The organism is Acinetobacter sp. ANC_7682, from assembly GCF_056779795.1.
Map to the genome: position 1 here is coordinate 50,226 of NZ_JBWYIQ010000005.1, position 19,889 is coordinate 70,114.

The 19,889-nt window shown below is 37.9% G+C and carries 16 protein-coding genes, 2 tRNA genes, 1 other RNA gene and 2 pseudogenes; 14 read left to right on the plus strand and 7 right to left on the minus strand.

Annotated features, from left to right (window positions below; all coding sequences use genetic code 11):
- Window positions 1-12 precede the first annotated feature (12 nt).
- Window positions 13-1,296: a glutamyl-tRNA reductase gene (gene hemA, locus AC1M9D_RS03330; protein WP_481611501.1), complete on the plus strand. Its 1,284-nt coding sequence runs from the start codon at window positions 13-15 to the stop codon at window positions 1,294-1,296.
- A 23-nt stretch (window positions 1,297-1,319) separates the two neighbouring features.
- On the opposite strand, the gene AC1M9D_RS03335 is transcribed toward hemA, so the two are convergent.
- Both AC1M9D_RS03335 and AC1M9D_RS03340 read right to left on the minus strand, forming a co-directional pair.
- Window positions 1,320-3,215 (minus strand): DNA primase, encoded by a 1,896-nt coding sequence (locus AC1M9D_RS03335; RefSeq protein WP_481611502.1) that lies wholly within the window; start codon window positions 3,213-3,215, stop codon window positions 1,320-1,322.
- A 129-nt stretch (window positions 3,216-3,344) separates the two neighbouring features.
- A complete protein-coding gene (locus AC1M9D_RS03340) occupies window positions 3,345-4,361 on the minus strand; it encodes an outer membrane protein assembly factor BamD (RefSeq protein WP_035269296.1) in 1,017 nt (338 codons plus the stop codon).
- A gap of 71 nt (window positions 4,362-4,432) precedes the next feature.
- Between AC1M9D_RS03340 and rluD the strand changes: the two genes are divergently transcribed.
- The 5 genes and pseudogenes from rluD (at window position 4,433) to AC1M9D_RS03365 (ending at window position 9,957) form a co-directional block, all read left to right on the plus strand.
- Complete coding sequence (gene rluD / locus AC1M9D_RS03345; protein ID WP_035269298.1) at window positions 4,433-5,485, plus strand: 23S rRNA pseudouridine(1911/1915/1917) synthase RluD; 1,053 nt, start codon at window positions 4,433-4,435, stop codon at window positions 5,483-5,485.
- A gap of 17 nt (window positions 5,486-5,502) precedes the next feature.
- On the plus strand, window positions 5,503-6,252 hold the full coding sequence (gene pgeF / locus AC1M9D_RS03350; RefSeq protein WP_035269301.1) for a peptidoglycan editing factor PgeF: 750 nt from the start codon (window positions 5,503-5,505) through the stop codon (window positions 6,250-6,252).
- Window positions 6,253-6,281: 29 nt separating this feature from the next.
- Window positions 6,282-6,843, plus strand: a pseudogene (locus tag AC1M9D_RS03355) (flavodoxin family protein).
- Between the two features lie 294 nt (window positions 6,844-7,137).
- A complete protein-coding gene (locus AC1M9D_RS03360; protein WP_228133287.1) occupies window positions 7,138-8,400 on the plus strand; it encodes a hypothetical protein in 1,263 nt (420 codons plus the stop codon).
- 237 nt (window positions 8,401-8,637) lie between these two features.
- The gene (locus tag AC1M9D_RS03365; RefSeq protein WP_155756995.1) at window positions 8,638-9,957 is read left to right on the plus strand and encodes a hypothetical protein; all 1,320 of its coding nucleotides are present in this window, start codon (window positions 8,638-8,640) and stop codon (window positions 9,955-9,957) included.
- A gap of 30 nt (window positions 9,958-9,987) precedes the next feature.
- Here AC1M9D_RS03365 and smpB read toward each other — a convergent pair whose 3' ends face one another.
- A complete protein-coding gene (smpB, locus tag AC1M9D_RS03370) occupies window positions 9,988-10,464 on the minus strand; it encodes an SsrA-binding protein SmpB (protein WP_035269908.1) in 477 nt (158 codons plus the stop codon).
- 139 nt (window positions 10,465-10,603) lie between these two features.
- Here smpB and coaD point away from each other — a divergent pair, with 139 nt between their 5' ends.
- The 4 genes from coaD to AC1M9D_RS03390 all read left to right on the plus strand — a co-directional run bounded on the left by coaD (window position 10,604) and on the right by AC1M9D_RS03390 (window position 11,919).
- Window positions 10,604-11,095: a pantetheine-phosphate adenylyltransferase gene (gene coaD / locus AC1M9D_RS03375; RefSeq protein WP_481611503.1), complete on the plus strand. Its 492-nt coding sequence runs from the start codon at window positions 10,604-10,606 to the stop codon at window positions 11,093-11,095.
- 1 nt (window position 11,096) lies between these two features.
- Window positions 11,097-11,360, plus strand: a complete 264-nt coding sequence (locus AC1M9D_RS03380; RefSeq protein ID WP_035269914.1) for a YfhL family 4Fe-4S dicluster ferredoxin — start codon at window positions 11,097-11,099, stop codon at window positions 11,358-11,360.
- 28 nt (window positions 11,361-11,388) lie between these two features.
- An RNA gene (rnpB, locus tag AC1M9D_RS03385) (RNase P RNA component class A) lies at window positions 11,389-11,770 on the plus strand.
- 72 nt (window positions 11,771-11,842) lie between these two features.
- A tRNA-Met gene (locus AC1M9D_RS03390) sits at window positions 11,843-11,919 on the plus strand.
- A gap of 57 nt (window positions 11,920-11,976) precedes the next feature.
- Here AC1M9D_RS03390 and AC1M9D_RS03395 read toward each other — a convergent pair.
- On the minus strand, window positions 11,977-12,339 hold the full coding sequence (locus tag AC1M9D_RS03395) for a hypothetical protein (protein WP_481611504.1): 363 nt from the start codon (window positions 12,337-12,339) through the stop codon (window positions 11,977-11,979).
- 202 nt (window positions 12,340-12,541) lie between these two features.
- Between AC1M9D_RS03395 and AC1M9D_RS03400 the strand changes: the two genes are divergently transcribed.
- Window positions 12,542-12,618: transfer RNA gene (locus tag AC1M9D_RS03400), tRNA-Met, on the plus strand.
- 35 nt (window positions 12,619-12,653) lie between these two features.
- On the opposite strand, the gene AC1M9D_RS03405 is transcribed toward AC1M9D_RS03400, so the two are convergent.
- The 3 genes from AC1M9D_RS03405 to AC1M9D_RS03415 form a co-directional block, all read right to left on the minus strand.
- Window positions 12,654-13,673, minus strand: coding sequence for a hypothetical protein (locus AC1M9D_RS03405; RefSeq protein WP_481611505.1), 1,020 nt, complete (start codon window positions 13,671-13,673; stop codon window positions 12,654-12,656).
- The gene (locus tag AC1M9D_RS03410; protein ID WP_481611506.1) at window positions 13,666-15,291 is read right to left on the minus strand and encodes an NAD+ synthase; all 1,626 of its coding nucleotides are present in this window, start codon (window positions 15,289-15,291) and stop codon (window positions 13,666-13,668) included. Before AC1M9D_RS03410 ends, AC1M9D_RS03405 begins: the two co-directional genes overlap by 8 nt.
- Window positions 15,292-15,632: 341 nt before the next feature.
- Window positions 15,633-16,121, minus strand: a complete 489-nt coding sequence (locus AC1M9D_RS03415) for a hypothetical protein (protein ID WP_481611507.1) — start codon at window positions 16,119-16,121, stop codon at window positions 15,633-15,635.
- 282 nt (window positions 16,122-16,403) lie between these two features.
- On the opposite strand from AC1M9D_RS03415, the gene AC1M9D_RS03420 reads away from it, so the two are divergent.
- The 3 genes and pseudogenes from AC1M9D_RS03420 to AC1M9D_RS03430 all read left to right on the plus strand — a co-directional run bounded on the left by AC1M9D_RS03420 (window position 16,404) and on the right by AC1M9D_RS03430 (window position 19,812).
- Complete coding sequence (locus AC1M9D_RS03420; protein ID WP_481611508.1) at window positions 16,404-17,357, plus strand: metal-dependent hydrolase; 954 nt, start codon at window positions 16,404-16,406, stop codon at window positions 17,355-17,357.
- Between the two features lie 15 nt (window positions 17,358-17,372).
- Window positions 17,373-18,218: pseudogene (locus AC1M9D_RS03425) on the plus strand (SDR family NAD(P)-dependent oxidoreductase).
- A gap of 151 nt (window positions 18,219-18,369) precedes the next feature.
- Complete coding sequence (locus AC1M9D_RS03430; RefSeq protein WP_481611509.1) at window positions 18,370-19,812, plus strand: flavin-containing monooxygenase; 1,443 nt, start codon at window positions 18,370-18,372, stop codon at window positions 19,810-19,812.
- Window positions 19,813-19,889 lie beyond the last annotated feature (77 nt).

Below are 19,889 nucleotides of genomic sequence, written 5' to 3' on the forward strand. Positions count from 1 at the left end.
TGATGATCTGATATGTCTTTCTTTGCATTGGGTGTCAACCATCAAACAGCCTCAGTTGAATTACGAGAGCAAGTTGCTTTTAACCCTGAAAAGTTAAAACTGTTGTTGACTGAACAACGTCACCATGACCAACTTAACGATATGGTTGTGGTGTCAACCTGTAATCGTACTGAAGTCTACGCCATCGCCGAAAATGCGGACATGGTATTAGATTGGCTCGCTCAAAAAAATGGCATTGATGTAAAACAATTACAAAATCATATTTACCGTTATGAAAATACAGATGCTGTGACACATTTGATGCGTGTGGCATCAGGATTAGATTCACTTATGCTTGGTGAGCCTCAGATTATGGGGCAAGTTAAGTCTGCACTTAATCTAGCAAAAGAGTCTGAAGTTGTTTCACAAAATTTAAATCGTATTTTCGAATATGCATTTTATGCTGCTAAGAAAGTGCGTTCAGAAACAGCGGTCGGTAGTCATGCTGTATCCATGGGTTATGCGGTAGCACAGTTAGCACTACAAGTTTTTAGTAAGCCTGAACAATTAACCGTCATGGTGGTTGCAGCAGGTGAAATGAATAGCTTGGTTGCAAAGCACTTGGCTGAAATGGGCGTTGCTAAAATTTTAATTTGTAACCGTGGTCAGGAACGGGCGGAAATTTTGGCGCAAGAAATATCACATCGTGTTGCAGTAGAAATTATTCCTTTTGTTGATTTAGCTCAAAATTTACATCGCGCTGATGTGATTTCAAGTTGTACAGGAAGTTTACATCAGGTCATTTCCTATCAAGATGTTAAGTCAGCACTCAAAAAACGTCGTTACCGTCAAATGTTGATGGTCGATTTGGCTGTTCCTCGCGATATTGAGTCTAAGGTTGAAAGTTTGGATGGTGTTTACCTTTATGGGGTGGACGATCTTCAAGGTGTCATTGACGAAAACTTAGCGCAGCGACGCCAAGCCGCTGTTGAAGCTGAAGTGATGGTCAACCAATTAGCAACACAATTGGTGACTCAGCAGAAAGTTTCACAAGCTGGAGCGACTATTAGTGAGTATCGGGCTCATGGAGAAGAAGTTAAAGCATTTGAATTAAACCATGCATTAGATCGTTTAGCCTCTGGCGATGATGCAGCCATTGTCATGCAGGAAATGGCGCATCGTTTGACGCAAAAGCTATTACATCCTACATCCATCTTACTCAGAGAAGTCGCTAAAGATGAAAATCCTGATGTCTATGAAACGATTAAAGAACATTTAGAAGATATTTTTAGTGCTCAGCGAAAACTAAAAAAATAAAAGCGGTCACTGACCGCTTTTATTTATTCATGTAGTAAGCGTAGTCCAATTTTTTTGGTTAGCTCATTCAGTTGTTGTCTTAAGTTTTTAGACTCGTTTAATGATTTTGCTGCTTTAAATTTGATTCTCAGATATTTTTCTTGAAGTGAAAGCGAGTATTCTGAGGCAAGTTTATCAGCCATTTCAGGGGCTTCAGTGAGTGTTTGAATATTGGTACGTTTTAAAATCTCAGAGAGTTCATGATGAAATGGGCTACAAGCACCCAAAATATAATAACTCGCTAGCTCTTGGTCGTCTGGCAGGTCATCAAAAATGATATTAAAAATTTTTAATACTTTTGCAAGCAATTCATCTTCAGGAATCACTGCACGTAATACTTCAAAATGAATATAAAGAAATGGATGGTACATTAACATTGCGACTGCGAAATCTTCATCTCGTGTGCGAATATTAAATGATAATGAAGCGTCAAGACTCACTTGAGGTTGCCACTTTTTATTGAATCCTAATTTTTCTTTGAAATATTGACGAATCAAATAGCGATACGAACCTTGCTTAGGCATCAGATTGGTGAGTTGATTTAGCTCAGCCATGACCTGACTTTTACCTTCAGGTGTATTGATTTGATATTGTTGACTGAGCAGTGAAAAAGCAAACTCAGATAAGAGTGGTGATTGTTGCCAAAGTCGATTGAAAGTTTCAACACCTTCCTTACGAACTAATGAGTCAGGATCATGCTCCGCAGGTAGAATAAAAAATTTCAGTTCACGACCATCATTTAAGAGGGGAAGTGCAATTTCTAAAGTGCGTCGAGCTGCTTTTTGACCAGCCGAATCACCATCAAAAGCAATAGTTAACTGATTGTTTTGTTTAAATAATAGATTCAAATGATCAGCATTGCTCGCCGTCCCCAAGGTGGCAACTGCGCCAGGAATGCCAGCTTGCTGTAATGCGATGACATCCATGTAACCTTCAACCATTAACCAATGATTGGCTTTGAGCTTACGACCTTCATATAAGCCATAGAGTAGTTGGTTTTTATGGAAAACTTCAGAGTCTGGCGAGTTGATATATTTGGGTTTGATCTCGTCATTCAATGCTCGTCCACCAAATCCGACAACGCGACCTTTTGCATCACGTATAGGAAAAATGACACGTTCTCGTAGTAGATCAAAATCACGACCAGAATCACTGGTTCTGATCAAACCGAGTAGTTTTAATCCTTCAATATCTTGCGGAAATGCTTTTTCAAGATGTTGCCAATCTTCTGGGGCATAACCTAATCGCCAATACTTAATCGTGGTATCACTTAGTCCGCGTCGCTGAAAATACTGTTGCGCAATTTGGCTATTTGGAAGTTGTTTTTCATAAAATAAAGCAACATTTTCAAGAAGATCGTATAAATTACCTTCAGGTGCGACCTCAACTGAATTCAAGTCATCTGTATTAAATTGATACTCATCGAATTCATAGTTTTGAAATGCTTCAAAAGGATCTACATCAAAAGCTGAAGTAGGCGGAGAAATGATTTCTGCTGCATCTGCTTCAATGGGTGCCTGCGGTTGCTTTTCTTGGTTAGGTTTAATAGGTTCTCTCTTGTATGAGAGTTTTTTATTGTCTTGATTGTCTTTAGGTAATTCGATACCGGTTTGGCTTGCCAGGTCTTTAATCACCTCGATGAAATTGCGATTATCAATATCCATCATAAAGCGAATTGCATTTCCATTGGCTTGGCAACCGAAACAGTGGAAATATTGCTTATCACGGTAGACGTGAAAAGAAGGTGTTTTCTCTTGATGAAAAGGACAACAGCCTGAATAGGTACGACCTGACTTTTTTAATTTCACACGTTGGCCAATAAGATCGACGATGTCAGTTCGATCTAAAATTTGATCAATCGTATGTTGTGGAATTGCCATAATTAAAAAGCCAAAAGAATGAGGAATAAAGTGATTGAATTAAGTCTATCCTAAACACTTAAGACGATAAATAAAGCCATGCAATAAAAAAGGTGGGTAATCCCACCTTTTTTGATTCGTAAGAATGTATTATTGACGCTGTGGGTCGTACATACTTTCATTTGCTGGCGCACTTTCCACATTGTGATCTTTATTACCAAGCAAGCCAAAGCTTAAGCGATTCAATAAACCGGGTTGTGTATTGGTGTTGTCAGATTGCTCTGCTGATACTTCTGCCGTTGTTTGGCTGCGTGCTTCACGACCTAAAATACCCAAGGTTGCACGATTTAACCAACTTCCATCTTTACGTGCTGCGCGTAAATCGACCTCACCATTAGACTTCACAAGATGAGGGTAGTTTAGCTTTAGCACTTCAACGTATTGTTGAGATGTTGCCTTGTCACCGAGTTTATCGTATCCGTAAGCAATCGTTGCAAGCGCTTCTGGTACTTGAGGTGTTTGAGGGAAATGTTCCATAACCCATTGTCCACGCTCAACTGCTGCAAGCCAAGCTTTACGCTTTAAGTTAAAGCGAGCCGCATTCATTTCACTTTCAGCAAGTTCTTGACCAATAAATTTCATGCGCTGAGCAGCATCTACAGCATACTGACTACTTGGGAAACGACGAATGAAATCAACAAAATTTTGATATGCAACTTTTAAATAGCTGACATCACGATGAGCCTGTTGGAGTGATGTATAGCGGATGAGACCATCATAGTTTTGCTCCATATTCGCCACACCACGAACATAGTAAGCATAATCAACATTAGGATGTTGAGGATTTAAACGAATAAAACGGTCTGCTAGCGCAATAACAGCTTCATAGTCTTTTTGTTGAAAACGAGCATATAAAAGATCGAGTTGAGCTTGTTGAGTATATTGACCTGTAGGGTAATAAGTTTCAATTGCTTCTAATGATTGTGCTGCATCGCTATATTGACCACGATCTAATGCTTTTTGTGCTTTATCGAAATAAGATTGTTCGGTTGATTTAGGTCCAGTATCTACAACATCCTTCTTGGGATTACTACTACAGCCCACAAATGTTGCTGCTAAGCCTAGCGATAAAGCAAGCATCGTAACTTTATAACGTGGTAGCGACATAAAAATTCCTCTGTTTATACGGGCAATAGGCTACAATTGCACTATTAAACCACTTTTGTCCGAATGAGCAAATGACTTCAGCACAAACTTCTAATTCTAATTTCCCAGAAATCGACATCAATTTACTTGAAGATTCTGAGGATGCAGATAACCATACTTCAGCCCCAACTGCAACACGTTTATCGTTGCAATTTCAAGTGGATGAGAGTTCTCTTGGTCAGCGAATAGACCAAGTTGCTGCGCTCGCTTGGAACGAATTTTCGCGTGAAAAATTGAAACAATGGTTGAAGGATGGTCATTTGTTGGTAAATGGTCAAGTTGTGAAACCAAAATATAAAAGTGAAGGGAATGAGCTACTCACGCTTGATGTAGAGCTTGAAGCCCAAGTCACCAGTCAACCTGAAAATATCCCTTTAGATATTATTTATGAAGATGATGACATCTTAGTCATTAACAAGCCAGTGGGGATGGTTGTACATCCTGGCGCAGGAAACCCGAATGGTACTTTGGTTAATGCACTGTTGTATCATTTTCCTAAATCAGCAGAATTATCTCGAGCTGGTCTAGTACACCGTATCGATAAAGATACTAGTGGTCTCTTGGTTGTAGCTAAAAATTTAGAAGCTCAATTTTCCTTAAGTAAACAGTTAGCGAAAAAATCAGTTTATCGAATTTATGATTTAATTTGTTATGGCAATATTATTGCAGGCGGTAAAATTGATGAGCCGATTAAACGTCATCCTGTAGATCGTGTAAAAATGGCGATCTTACCAGGTGGTCGTGATGCCGTGACTCACTATAATGTGAAAGAAAGATTCCAAAATTTCACACGTGTTCAAGCACAATTAGAAACTGGACGTACTCATCAGATTCGTGTTCATTTCACTTATATTGGTTTTCCTTTGGTCGGTGATCCAGTGTATGTCAGTCGTGTCAAAGTACCTGCGGGTGCTTCGGAAAAACTTGCTACTCATTTACGAGAGTTTAGACGTCAAGCACTTCATGCATCAAAATTGGGGTTAGTACATCCACGGACAGGTGAAGAAATGATGTTTGAAGCACCATGGCCTGAAGATTTCACAGCATTACTTGAGACTCTTCGTACGGAAAATAAGGCTTACTAAATTAAAGGAAAGTTTACATGCAAATTGTGCAAGGTTTGCCCAAAGGTGTCGTGGTAGGACAAACAGAATTGAGTCACCCTCACGCACTGAAAACACCACAGACTGATTTAGAAGGTTTTAACTTGGCGTTGCATGTAAATGATCAACCAGAACGTGTTCATCGGCATAGAATGAGCTTGTTAAATGACTTTTCAGTCTATGGGGTGAATCGATTAACTTGGATGAACCAAACGCACAGTACAATCTGTCACGTTGTAAATGATGACATGAGCTTACACGCCCTAAATGGCGATGGTTTAGTGACACAGCAAAAACAACATGCATTAATGATGATGACGGCAGATTGTTTACCGGTGGTTCTCGGTAACAAAGATGGTACTGAAGTCGCTAATTTGCATGCAGGTTGGCGAGGATTGGCAAATGGCATTATTGAAAATACAGTCAATGCCATGAGCACTCAACCCTCTTGGGCGTGGTTAGGTGCGGCAATTAGTCAGCCATGCTTTGAAGTGGGTGAAGAAGTAATGCACACATTCTGCGATAGGATTCCAGAATTAAGTTCAGCATTTCAAAAGGGAGATCTAGAGGGTAAGTATTACGCAGATCTGTATGCGATTGCTCGCCATATATTGAAAAGTTTAGGGGTGGAACAGGTTCTTGGAGGTGAGCGGTGCAGTTACACGGAGGATCAAACATATTATTCTCATCGCCGTAATTCCAAAACTGGTCGCATGGCAACATTCGTATTTATGCACAGTAATCAATAAACTCATTTGATTTTTCAAAGTTTCATACCATGACCAAATTTCGTAAAAGCATCGCTATCGTTTATCACAGCCCATTTGGTCACACTCAGAAAGTCGCCGAACATATCGCCATTGGTGCACAAAAACTCAATATTGAGGTATTGCTCATCAATGTTACAGACGTGAACTGGGAGTTGCTTGATCAAGCTGAATCTATTGTATTTGGCTGTCCTACTTATATGGGAAGTCTAACCTCAGCGTTGAAATTATTTATGGAGCAATCTTCAAAGCGTTGGCTAGCGAGAACATAGCAGGGCAAATTGGCAGCTGGTTTCACAAATGGTGGAGGATTAAGTGGATATAAGTTGGCTGTGCTTCAGCATATCAATCTTTTTGCAATGCAACATGGCATGATTTGGTCTGTACTACCGCTAATGTCTACAGGTAGATCGCATCAAGATCTCAATCGTATGTCTAGTTTTTTGGGGACTCATGACGCAGTCTGATAATGCGCCTGTGGAGGTAACACCTCCGAGTGGGGATATTGAAACGGCCACATGGTTTGGTGAACATTTAGCGAATACCGTATTCAGGTTAAATTGCATGGATTAAAAAATCATTTTCATCTAATTTAATTATTTATTGCTCGCTTGAAATGTAATGATGAAATGAAGTGAAGTTAACTAGGTTGTTGAAATTAAATTTATAATTGTTTATTCAGACAAAGAGCTGATCAATTAATTACAAAATAGTGTTAAATATTTCACATTAAATTTTAAAAATAATTATAATTAATCATCGAATAAAAAACGTGCGCCATTGGACTTGGTTGCCTAAAAATTACAAGGTTTGGAGTCATTCATGACCTACACTTCAAAAAATATTGGGTTCAATTCAGCTGTTTTAATGTTTGTTCTCATGTTATCACCACTGGTGCACGCTCAAACAACCATGGAAAAATTGGACGATCGGGAGTTGTCTGACATTTCTGGTCAAGCTTTATTAAGTATGAGTTATATCGATCCCAATGATGGGGCAAACAATATGCGAGGTAAAGGCGTTGGCTTTTATAAACTCGGAATGGAAGCAGATATAGAGCTCAATGCAAATATTAAGCATTTACAACTTGGCTGTGGTGGTATTAATGGAGCAGGTGGATGTGACATTGATATTGAAAATCTGAGTTTGAGTGGTGTGTCAGACACCAGAGAAGGTCGTGCAGGTTCTTCAGCCAAGTTAACCAATCCATTTTTAGAGTTTGCGGTAAAAAATCCAACATCGGCATCAACGCGAGAAGTCGTTGGATTGCGTCTCAGTGCTGAAAAAGTATTAGGTTTGCTGACGCTTGGTGATGAAAACTCTGACAAACCGAATGGCATTAACTCACTCAGTGGTTATTTAAAAATTAATCCGACCCAAGGTATGGCTTATACCAATGCTCGTAATATGTCCTATAGCGATACTAATTTAACGATCGATGGGAGAGTAAAGCCAAACATTTGTATACCAATCTTGGGATGTTTAGGGATTCCATTAGGATTTAAATCTGATGATTACAACCTCGCGTTACAAGAAACCTCAGCTCCATTAACACTGAATGGTGCTGTGATATCTGGCACTCGAATGAACTCTGCAAGGTTAAGTGGTATCGCGCATATCAATCCACTGTACTTTGATGGTGATTTAAAGGCTTCCTTAAATGTATCTCTTGGGTTATTAAATTTACAAAAAGAAGTGACTGGAAATATTACAGGTTTAAAAGCCAATATTACTGTTGATCAAAACCTAGGCTTTATCCATAAAATCATGCTCAACAACCCATTTTCACTTTCTCTACAAAATAGTGAGGTCTGGTGGCCAAATGCTGATGTTGCCGCAAAGCAAGGTTGGTGGATGGCATTTAATGATTCAATTGATATTGGGGATGTTACACCTGAGAAACGTATTGATATTACTAATGATGTATTAAAACAAGTGGTTGGACCTATTGGTGAATACATTACTCGAAATCCCATCGAATGTACTGTCTTGAATTGTCTTTTTGGGGATAAGTTAGGTGTAGGTAATGTCAATTTACCGAATACAAGTGTGAATTTTCCATTAAAAGACTTGCAACTAAAAAATCAAACCTTTGCTCCAAACTGTTATGGAAATTTAAGATTCTGTTAAATAGGTGATGTACTTGAGTTTTTGAGTTCGCATTTCATCGGATAAATGATTATTTACATCACATATTAATACTGTTGATTGTGATGTAAGTCTCTAAAAATATTCAATTTTATTATTATTTCTCTATTTCAATTCGTTAAGTCAAGTTTTGAGCCTCTTTATTTTTTTCATTAATTTATAGATAGTAATGCTGTTGCTTATGGATTAAGCCTGAATAAAAATAATACGGAGACTCTAATGTTGAAGAGTTTACTTGTTTCTATCAAATTGATTTTATCAACATCTTGCTTAGTGTTGATTCCTTTGTCTGCAACTGCTAATAACATTCAGAATGATTTAAAAATGATGACTGATGAAGAGTTATCTGCGACAAACGGTCAAGCTTTATTAAGTATGAGTTATATTGATCCCAATGACGGGGCAAACAATATGCGAGGTAAAGGCGTTGGCTTTTATAAGCTTGGAATGGAAGCAGATATAGAACTCAATGCAAATATTAAGCATTTACAACTTGGCTGTGGTGGTATTAATGGAGCAGGTGGATGTGATATTGATATCGAAAATCTGAGTTTGAGTGGTATGTCAGACACTAGAGAGGGTCGTGCGGGTTCTTCAGCCAAGCTAACCAATCCATTTTTAGAGTTTGCGGTAAAAAATCCAACATCTGCATCAACTCGAGAAGTTGTGGGTTTGCGTCTCAGTGCTGAAAAAGTATTAGGTTTACTGACGCTTGGTGATGAAAACTCTGATAAACCGAATGGTATTAACTCACTCAGTGGTTATTTAAAAATTAATCCCACTCAGGGTATGGGTTATACTAATGCTCGAAGTATGACCTATGCCGATACTGGTCAAACTATCGATGGAAAAGTGAATGCAAGAATTTGTTTGATTTGTATTATTGCACCTACTTTGACACTCGATTTTAAATCGGATAGTTATAATCTAGCATTACAAGAAACGACAGCACCAATTCAAATCAATGGCACTACGGTATCTGGTACTCGAATGAGTTCTGCGCAACTGACAGGTGTTGCCAATATTAATCAGTTGAATTTTGGTGGTGATCTCAAGGCCAATATCCAAGTGCTAGGGGTAGGATTGCTGAATTTGCAAAAAGAGGTCAGTGGTAACATTACGGGCTTAAAAGCCAACATTACGGTAGATCAAAACTTAGGTTTAATTCATAAAATCCCTGTAAACAATCCATTCTCACTCTCTGTTCAAAATAGTGAGATCTGGTGGCCAAATGCTGATGTTGCTGCACAGCAAGGTTGGTGGATGGCATTTAATGATTCGATCAATATTGGAGATGTTACACCTGAGAAGCGTATTGATATTACAAATGATGTGTTAAAACAAGTAGTTGGACCAATCAGTGATTATATCAGCCGAAATCCTCCATCTTGTAATGCACTTGATTGTTTGTTTGGTGACAAACTTGGTGTTGGAAATGTTCATTTGCCGAATACCAATGTAAATTTTCCATTAAAAGATTTACAACTTAAAAATCAAACCTTTGCTCCAAACTGTTATGGAAATTTAAGGTTCTGTTAATAAAAAAACCGCTCATTTGAGCGGTTTTTTTTATTTATGAAAAATTCTTGCTTTATCGCGCTGCCAATCGCGGTCTTTTTCAGTGGCACGTTTGTCGTGTAATTGTTTACCTTTAACAAGTGCAATTTCAAGTTTGACTAAACGACCTTTCCAATAGCACGCCAAAGGTACACATGTGTAACCTTTTTGATTGATCGCCCCTTGGAGTTTCTCGAGTTCGCGACGTGAAAGAAGTAGCTTACGAGTACGTGTTGCTTCGGGAACGATGTGAGTTGAAGCAGAAAGAAGAGGTTGAATTTGAGCACCAAATAAATAAGCTTCATTATTTTTGAAAATAATATAGCTTTCCGTGATACTCATGCGTCCAGCACGAAGAGATTTTACTTCCCAACCTTGTAACGCTAAACCAGCTTCAAATTTTTCCTCAATAAAATAATCGTGACGTGCACGTTTGTTGAGCGCAATAGTGCCACTATTATTTTTTTTAACTACAATCGATTTCGACATAATACAAATATTCCAAGATTAGGTCTATTTTGCCTCAAACTTGGCTTGAGGTGAAGTCATTTCACCGTCAACAAGTGTGCGTGTGAATTGAGTTTTTGTTAAACTATGCGCCTACATAATAATCTTAGAGTATAAATGGATGTCTAAAACTCGTGTCATCTATCCGGGAACATTCGATCCTATTACCAATGGTCATATTGATCTTGTATCTCGTGCTGCAAAAATGTTTGATGAAGTTGTAGTTGCGATTGCAATTGGTCATCACAAAAATCCAGTGTTTAGTTTAGATGAGCGAGTTGCGCTTGCAAAATCATCATTAAGCCATTTAGATAACGTAGAATTTGTTGGTTTTGATGGTTTGTTGGTGAATTTTTTTCAAGAGCAAAACGCAACAGCTGTACTCAGAGGTTTAAGAGCAGTATCTGACTTTGAATATGAGTTTCAACTTGCAAATATGAATCGTCAATTAGATTCAAATTTTGAAGCTGTATTTTTAACGCCGTCAGAGCAATACTCGTTTATTTCATCCACATTAGTTCGTGAAATTGCACGTTTGAAAGGTGATGTGACGAAATTTGTGCCAAAAGCAGTTGTTGAGGCATTTGAACGTAAGCATCAGCAAGGTTGGTAGAGTGTCTTTAATTATTACGGATGAGTGCATCAATTGTGACGTTTGTGAGCCTGTATGCCCAAATGAAGCGATTTATATGGGTGAACTGATCTATGAAATTGATCCGAACCTATGTACTGAATGTGTTGGTCATCATGACCAACCCCAGTGTTCATTATTCTGCCCAGTAGACTGTATTCCTAAAGATCCTAATCATGTGGAATCTGAGGATGAATTGCTGGAAAAGTATAAAAAACTAATTGCTCAAAAAAGCACGAGCAATTGATCTCAAAGTTTGTTAAGATGCGCCACTTGAAGTGAGCCAGACGATCGCTGCTGTGAAGGTCTTCGTGACTAAAGCAGGGGAGGAAAGTCCGGGCTTCATCGGGCAAGGTGCCAGGTAACGCCTGGGAGGCGTAAGCCTACGGAAAGTGCAGCAGAGAGTAGACCGCCATTTTGCAACTGAACTTCGGTTTAGCCTAGAGAATGGTAAGGGTGAAAGGGTGCGGTAAGAGCGCACCGCATGACTGGTAACAGTTCATGGCATGGTAAACCCCACCTGAAGCAAGACCAAATAGGAATCCTTAAGGTATGGCCCATACTGGATTCGGGTAGGTCGCTTGAGCATATGAGTGATTGTATGCCTAGAGGAATGATCGTTCTAGACAGAACCCGGCTTATCGGCTCACTTCAACAAATTTTGATCAAACAGTGTCGATATTACTTGACGGATACATCAATCAAGTAGATAATGCGCCCACAGTTTACGGCTATGTAGCTCAGTTGGTTAGAGCACCGCACTCATAATGCGGGGGTCACAGGTTCAAGTCCCGTCATAGCCACCATTTTTATAGACCACACTCACTAGTGTGGTCTTTTTTTATGTGTGAAATCTTGAGTTTTCATTGGCACTGAATAAGCTGAGGATCTAGCTTAATTTTTGGAAACTTTTGTTCAAATTGTGCTAAAACATCTGCCTGATTTACATTTGAGAACACAATATTTTGCAAGCTTTCAATTTTTTGCTCAGTCAAATAAAGATGTGCACAATGAAGAGCGACTGCATTCTCTTTACTTACGGCAAGTTTATGATTTTCAGGAATGACATCAATATGTACGAGCTTTTGCTGAGCACGGCTTAATTGAGCTAGAGTTCGTTTTTGTTGCATGGTTATAAAGTTTTGAGCATTGATCCATTGAGCGACATCCATGCGTACACCGTGATAATTCACAAATATGGGATGAATCGTTTGGCATCCGTTCACAAGGCTTAAACAGCATATGAGAATGAAATATTGAGGATTGAGCATGATTTTGATGTCATTGAAACCTTACTATTACAATAAAATCATATAATTATGGATTAATTTTGTTCAAATAAGGTTTATTTGTATAAAGGGTGATCATTAGTGCTTTAGTATGCTTGACGATACAACCATAACTTAAGATAATGCGCACACAGTTTACGGCTATGTAGCTCAGTTGGTTAGAGCACCGCACTCATAATGCGGGGGTCACAGGTTCAAGTCCCGTCATAGCCACCATTTTTATAGACCATGCTCACCGCATGGTCTTTTTTTTATTTCTCAAAATGTTCTGAGATAAGATCAAGTGTAGATTGTGCTTGATAAAAAGGCTGAATCAAACTTTGAATTAATTGTTCTAGAACGCCAAAATCATTTAACATGCTGATAAGCTGAGGTGCAAAACGATGTGCTTCGATCACTAAATCTTCTTGAGTTAGTCCAACAGCAGTGAGTAAAGCTTGTAAACTGTAATCACCAAAATATTCATAGAACTCATCAACCACTTCTAAAATGATGGATTGAATCTCAGAGGATTGGCGTAAATTTCTCCAGGTTTCATAGACCAGAATAAAAAAATCTTCGACATCAATGGCTTCAATCTGCTCAAGCTGGGCTGAAATTTTTTGAAATTGGAGATCTGACCAAATATGTTGAATGATTTCATAAAGTTCATTTTGTGGCAGCGTGATAATTTCGCCTAATTGAACCAATATTGCATTTGCAAGTTGGGATTCTAGTTTTAACTCTAATGTATGTTGCTGATCTTGGAGAAAATTAAAAATCTTTGATTTGACCGTATGATTTTGAACTTTATTTTTTCGAAGCCTATCCAGCCAAGGTGTATATTTTTCTAAAATTTGATTTGCTAATTGAAGACTTACTGCATGTGCCTTCTCATTACTTAAAATTTGTTGTTTTAAACCATAACGTACTTGATCTAATTCAAGAATTTTATTTAGCCATAGCCCAAAATCATGATCAGAAATTAAATCTCCGATTAAAGCATTTGAATCCTTTAAATGAAGGTAAATACGTTGTGCAACTGCGCCAATAAACTCTAGTAAATCAGGTCCAAGATTTAACTCAAAAGCATATTTCGAAACAACTGCATGAAGTTGTTCAATATTTACAATGTCTTTTAGTTTGATTCGATTAAACTGAGCATAAGCCTGTGAAACAAACGTGTCTAGTACAGCATTAGATTCAGCATTTAATAAATACTGCTGCGTAAACCGAATTTGCTCAAGCATAAGTGCTTGAGCAAATTGATTGAGTTGTGTCGAGTTAGACACCTGCTTTCCATCCATTTACGATTGGATAGCGGCGTTCGCGGCTAAATGCACGAGAGGATATACGTGGACCAATTGCACCCTGACGGCGCTTATATTCGTTGCGATCAACCAATCCAATGACTTTAGTCACGATATCTCGATCAAAACCTTTTGAAATAATATCTTCAAGACTCTGATCTTCTTCAATATATGCATATAAAATTGCATCAAGAACATCGTAAGGTGGTAATGAGTCTTGATCTTTTTGATCAGGGCGTAATTCAGCAGAAGGTGGGCGAGTAATCACACGTTCAGGGATTACAGGCTTATCTTCCAAACTATTACGGTATTTTGCTAACTCAAATACAATCGTTTTATAAACATCTTTAAGTACAGCAAAACCACCGACCATATCACCGTACAGTGTGCAGTAACCAACAGATAATTCAGATTTGTTACCTGTAGATAAAACAAGATTACCAAATTTATTCGACAGACCCATTAATAAGGTGCCGCGTGCGCGAGCTTGTAAATTTTCCTCAGTTGCATCAGCAGGAGAATTGCCGAAGAATGGGTGTAATGTCTGCATAAAGCTGTTGACGATTGGGTGAATTTCCGCAATACCAAAAGTGACTCCCATACGTTTTGCCTGCTCAGTCGCGTCTTCAACACTGATTTGAGAGGTATATGTGTAAGGCATCATAACCGCTTGAACTTTATCTGCTCCAATAGCATCGACAGCGATTGCAAGGGTGAGTGCTGAGTCGATACCACCAGAGAGACCAAGAATGATACCAGGGAAACCTGAGCGTTGTACATAATCTCGTGTTGCCAAAACCAAAGCTTGGTAAATTTCTGCAATCGTATCTAATGCAGGTGCTTTGGTAGCGGCTTTAAAAGATTTAAGCTCTGCTTCATATTCAACATGAAAAAGGTCTTCTTTAAAGCTTGGTGCTTCAAGTACAACTTCACCATTTGCATTTACAACGAAACTTGTTCCGTCGAAAATGAGATCATCTTGCCCGCCCACTTGGTTGACATAAACAAGATTGAGATTCAATTGTTTAGCTAACTCTTTAAGTGTAACAACACGGTGTTGAGGCTTTCCAACTTCGTATGGTGAGGCATTTAACACAAGAACAGTTTCAACATTCAGTTTGGCAAGTTGTTGAACACTCTCAAGTGTCCAGACATCTTCGCAAATTAATACACCGAATTTATGTCCTAAATATTCAAATACAAGGTGTTGATGACCCTCAGCGAAATATCTCTTTTCATCAAAAACACTATAATTTGGTAAATTTTGCTTGTTATAAATACCTAATACTTGCCCATCTTTCATAACGGCTGCAGAGTTATAGCGTGCACCCGAATCAGCTTGATTAACAAAACCAAATACCATCACAATGTCTTTCACTTCAGCCAGTTTTTCGAAAGCTGATGCTGTACGTTTGCTTAGGCTTGGACGAAGTAGGAGATCCTCTGCAGGATAACCAATGGTCGAAAGTTCAGGAAACACAATGATATTGGCATTTTGCTGTTTGGCTTCGTTAGCGAGTTCAATCATTCGTTGAACATTGGCTTTTAAATTGCCGACAAATGGAGAGAATTGAGCAAGAGAAACTTTAAAACTATTCATTTAAACCAAGTCCTATCCTATAGGTTTATATACAGCACGTGCTGATTTTATTGGAGTAATTATTCAGCTGTGTGTATGTGATATTACATAACTGCCAAATGGCTCAAATTTACATCATTAAAACATGATAAAAGATCTTATTTCTTGCACAGCAAAAACTACGATTCATATGTATTCTATCTAAAATAAAAGTAGATACTAGCTTTTGCCATTGTTTGTACATAAAAAATTAAATCGTAATGGATTTGCGACACAGTAAAGCAGATGTCAAAGCTGATATGGTGTTTCTGATTCACAAATCAATAGCTTGAATAAAAAATATTCTTTTAATTTTACAATTTTTATTGATTCAAAATAATATTCGGAATCTTTTTCAAAAATATATCTCTAGCTATATCGCCTTGTTGTTCAATGTTGTAGTCATTGAAATTTTTTTTAGGGTCAAATTTATAGGCATAAGGATTATACTTTTTGAAGGAAATAAAATACGCACTTTGCAGAAAAGCGCCTTTGAGCAAAACATTTTGTCCTTGTTGGTGTTGTAAAATATGAGTCATCTCGTGAATGAAAATTCCTTGGTAGATTTTATTTTCTTTCGAATAGTCAGTTTTGAAATGTTTGTTGCGAATATGCAAATAGCCCTTTGGTGCCATAAATACCGCTGAGGGTTGCCACGGTAGAAACGGATGATTCATGATTTTCACCCTGTCATAATCTAGAAGATCACCAAAAACACTTTGGCTCAACGTGATTTCACCTTGGGTGAGTGATCTACATCTAAAAGCGTCAAATTTTATCCATTTTAAAATAAGTGGCATCCACAACATCATACTTATTTCTTAATCTACTTAAAGTTTATGTAACACTCAAAATATCACTAATTGGAATCATTACTTGTTAAAAATGGTGTTGACCTTTAATGATAATGAAATGGTATTTACTGATTAAAACTTAATAATTTTGTTAGACAATCTTGATGAATGAGCAATTATGCCATCTCTAAAGATTTATTATGCAAATGGCTATTTCGTCTTTTTATCTTAATTTTTTAGAAACGTCGAAGAATTCACATTATTTGAATTTATTCACTGAGATAAAAGAGAAGGTTCGCCATGTTATTAACTCAGCCACTAAAAAAAATTTCTAAATTTCTAAACGGTTCTAAATTTGATCCTGAGAATCAATCAAAAGCTATTCCAATTCGTCATATGAAATTTGATTTTGATCATCAAAAGATTGATCCAAAATTTTATTTGAATGCGGAATTAGCAAGTGCTTACTTTGCCTCACTTTCAATTTTTTTAACCTATGGTGAGGATCTCGTTATTGATACAGCACGTTATCATCGTGACTTTATTCAAGATCCATTACTCAAGCAAAGAGTGACAGCGCTGATTGGGCAAGAAGCTTTACATTCTAAACTTCATGAAGAATTAAATGACGCTTTTTTAAAGGCAGATTTGCCTGTCAAATTGTTTAGATTTCTGGCGCATCACGTTTTTGAATATGGTTTTAATCGGTTGCCTCAGCCAATGAAATTATCGCTTATGGCTGGGATTGAGCATTTTACCGCAGTGCTTGCTGAATACATGATGAATCATGAGCATATTTTCTTCGAATCTCAAGATGAGAAACAGCGCGCAATTTGGATGTGGCATATGCTTGAGGAATCAGAGCATAAAGATATTGCATATGATGTGTTCCAACTTCTTTCGAGTAACTATGCTTTAAGAATAGCAGGCTTTTTCCCAGCGCTTATTACGATTTTAGTGCTGATTTCTGCTGCATCATTAATTGTGCCATTTTATCGTAAGCCATCAAATCTAATCAGTTTCAGTTACTACAAAGATATGTATCGAAGTATAGGTCTGATTTTTGGTCTAAAAGATGGTGTTTATGGCAGTTCGCTCAAACATATTTTCGAATATCTCAAACCAGACTTCCATCCGAATGATCATGATACATCAGCGTTTTTAGAGTACTACAAAGAACGTTTATTAAATCCAGTGGATGGTATTTTGACACCATACTTTACGAAGGAATTCATGCCTGCTTTAAAGGTATAAGAATAAGGATAATTCATGCTTTTTTTTAAGAAGAAAATTAAACCGAGCCATCAGGCTTATGCTGTGGTAACGGGTGCGGGAAGTGGTATTGGACGCAGTTTTGCATTGGAAATTGCAAAACGTGGTGGTCAAGTGGTGTGTGCTGATATTAATTTAGCTGCAGCTGAAGAAACTGTTCAGCTGATTTCTCAGACCACAGGGCAAAAAGCATTTGCTGAATCCTGCGATGTGGGAAAAAAGGAAGATGTTGAGCGATTGGCGAATCAAGCAGAAAACCTTTTTAATCATCCTGTGACACTTGTTATTAATAATGCTGGCGTGGGGTTAGGGGGTAAGTTTGATGAGGTGACACTAGAAGATTGGCAATGGTGTATGCATGTCAATTTATGGGGCGTGATTCATGGTTGCCACTTTTTTGTACCGAAGTTTAAAAAACAGGGTTATGGGGCAATTATTAATGTTGCTTCAGCAGCAGGATTTACAGCTGCACCTGAAATGACAGCTTATAACGTGACGAAATCCAGTGTACTCGCATTATCAGAAACGTTATCTGCAGAATTACATCAAGATAATATCCGTGTGAATGTGCTTTGCCCAACTTTAGTACCTACCAATATTATGAAGAATGGGTGATTACCTTCCAATTACTCGGGTTTAGCGGATGATTTATTGCAGAATCATGCATTTGTCACAAGCGATCAAGTTGCACAAAAAACCTTAAACAATTTAGATAAAGGCATTCTTTATACGATTCCACAACCAGACGCGAAATTATTTTGGTTGATGAAGCGTGCTTCACCGACCTTATATACCAAAATGTTAGGTGTAGGTTATCCATGGTTTAAGCGGTTTGTAAAATAATAGAGAGATAAAAGAATGACACTCGATAACGAATTTGAAAGCAAAGCAGATTTAAAAATTCAAAGTGATGATCAATCTGAAAAAACAGAAGTAAAAGCAAAGAAAAAAAAACAATGCAGATAAAGAACGTAAAGTTGAACAACAACAAAAGGTGTATGACACGATTGTTGTTGGTGCAGGTATTTCAGGTATCGCTGCGGCATATAAAATGAATCAGGCAGGCTATCGCGACTACATTGTGTTGGAAAAAGCGAACCGAGTTGGTAGTACATGGCGCGATAATAATTATCCAGGATGTGGATGTGATGTTCCTTCAGCCTTATATTCTTTTTCCTTTTCGCCAAGTCACAAATGGAGTCATTTGTTTGCCAAGCAGCCAGAAATCTTAAGTTATCTTGAGGAAGTGGTTGAGAAGCATCAACTGACTGAAAAAATCCAATTTAATCATGAATTAAAAGCAGCACGTTGGGATAACGAGAAGGCGCAGTGGTCGTTAGAAACTTCTCAAGGAAAGTATCTAGCAAAAACGGTAATCTTTACAACGGGACCGATTACTGAGCCATCATTTCCAAAAATTAAGGGCATAGAAAGTTTCAAGGGGGAAATGTTTCACTCTGCAAGATGGAATCATGAGTACGATCTTAAAGGTAAACGTATTGCTGTTATTGGTACAGGTGCTTCAGCGATTCAATTTATTCCTCAGGTTCAGCCATTAGCGAAAGAACTCTTTGTGTTTCAGCGTACAGCACCTTGGGTGTTGCCAAAAGCTGATATGAATTTGAATGATCAAGCGAAATCACTGATCCAGAAATTTCCCGTTATTCAATCCACTTGGCGGAGCAGTATTGCCCAAATTTTAAATGGCATTAACTTTGGTTTGCGTAATCCGAAAGTGTTGAAACCTGTGAATTTCTTAAGCAAACAATTATTGAAATTGCAAATTCAAGATGATGAATTAAGAAAAAAAGTCACACCAAATTTTGATATTGGTTGTAAACGTCTTTTATTTGCCAACAATTACTATCCAGCATTGCAGCAAGATAATGTGAAACTAATCAATGAAGGATTGGTTGAGATTGATGGGAATACGGTTGTTGCGGCCAATGGTGAGCGTCATGAAGTAGATGTAATCATTTGGGGTACGGGTTTTGAAGTATCGCATCCGCCAATTGGTAAGCGCATTTATGATATGGATGGGAAGCTCTTGGCGGATCGCTGGAAAAATAGTTCACCAGAAGCCTATTTGGGTGCAAGTATTACCAATGTACCAAATGCATTTTTGGTGTTAGGATCAAATATTCTGGTGTATGACTCATTTATTGGTATTGCTGAAGCTCAATTAGATTATATTCTTGATGGCCTACTAAAGATCAAAAAGCAAAATATTAACAAGCTTGTGATTAAAGACGACGTTGTTAAGCGACATAATCAATTGGTTCAAAAACATCTTAAAACCACTGTATTTAATGCAGGGGGCTGTAAGAGTTACTATTTGGATGAAAATGGTCGTAACTTTGCAGCATGGCCATGGTCTCTTGCAAAATTAAAACAGCAGTTAAGCTCATTAAACTTGGATCATTATTCACAACACTGATCAAAAAGCCTGATTTAATCAGGCTTATTTTGTTTGTAGATATTCTAGATATACGAGGTTTGTATTTCATCAGGGCT

Bases quoted from the DNA above. Each gene is read 5' to 3' on its own strand.
- hemA (WP_481611501.1), top strand. From the start codon at position 13: ATGTCTTTCTTTGCATTGGGTGTCAACCATCAAACAGCCTCAGTTGAA.
- AC1M9D_RS03335 (WP_481611502.1), bottom strand. From the start codon at position 3,215: ATGGCAATTCCACAACATACGATTGATCAAATTTTAGATCGAACTGAC.
- AC1M9D_RS03340 (WP_035269296.1), bottom strand. From the start codon at position 4,361: ATGTCGCTACCACGTTATAAAGTTACGATGCTTGCTTTATCGCTAGGC.
- rluD (WP_035269298.1), top strand. From the start codon at position 4,433: ATGACTTCAGCACAAACTTCTAATTCTAATTTCCCAGAAATCGACATC.
- pgeF (WP_035269301.1), top strand. From the start codon at position 5,503: ATGCAAATTGTGCAAGGTTTGCCCAAAGGTGTCGTGGTAGGACAAACA.
- AC1M9D_RS03360 (WP_228133287.1), top strand. From the start codon at position 7,138: ATGTTTGTTCTCATGTTATCACCACTGGTGCACGCTCAAACAACCATG.
- AC1M9D_RS03365 (WP_155756995.1), top strand. From the start codon at position 8,638: ATGTTGAAGAGTTTACTTGTTTCTATCAAATTGATTTTATCAACATCT.
- smpB (WP_035269908.1), bottom strand. From the start codon at position 10,464: ATGTCGAAATCGATTGTAGTTAAAAAAAATAATAGTGGCACTATTGCG.
- coaD (WP_481611503.1), top strand. From the start codon at position 10,604: ATGTCTAAAACTCGTGTCATCTATCCGGGAACATTCGATCCTATTACC.
- AC1M9D_RS03410 (WP_481611506.1), bottom strand. From the start codon at position 15,291: ATGAATAGTTTTAAAGTTTCTCTTGCTCAATTCTCTCCATTTGTCGGC.
- AC1M9D_RS03415 (WP_481611507.1), bottom strand. From the start codon at position 16,121: ATGATGTTGTGGATGCCACTTATTTTAAAATGGATAAAATTTGACGCT.
- AC1M9D_RS03420 (WP_481611508.1), top strand. From the start codon at position 16,404: ATGTTATTAACTCAGCCACTAAAAAAAATTTCTAAATTTCTAAACGGT.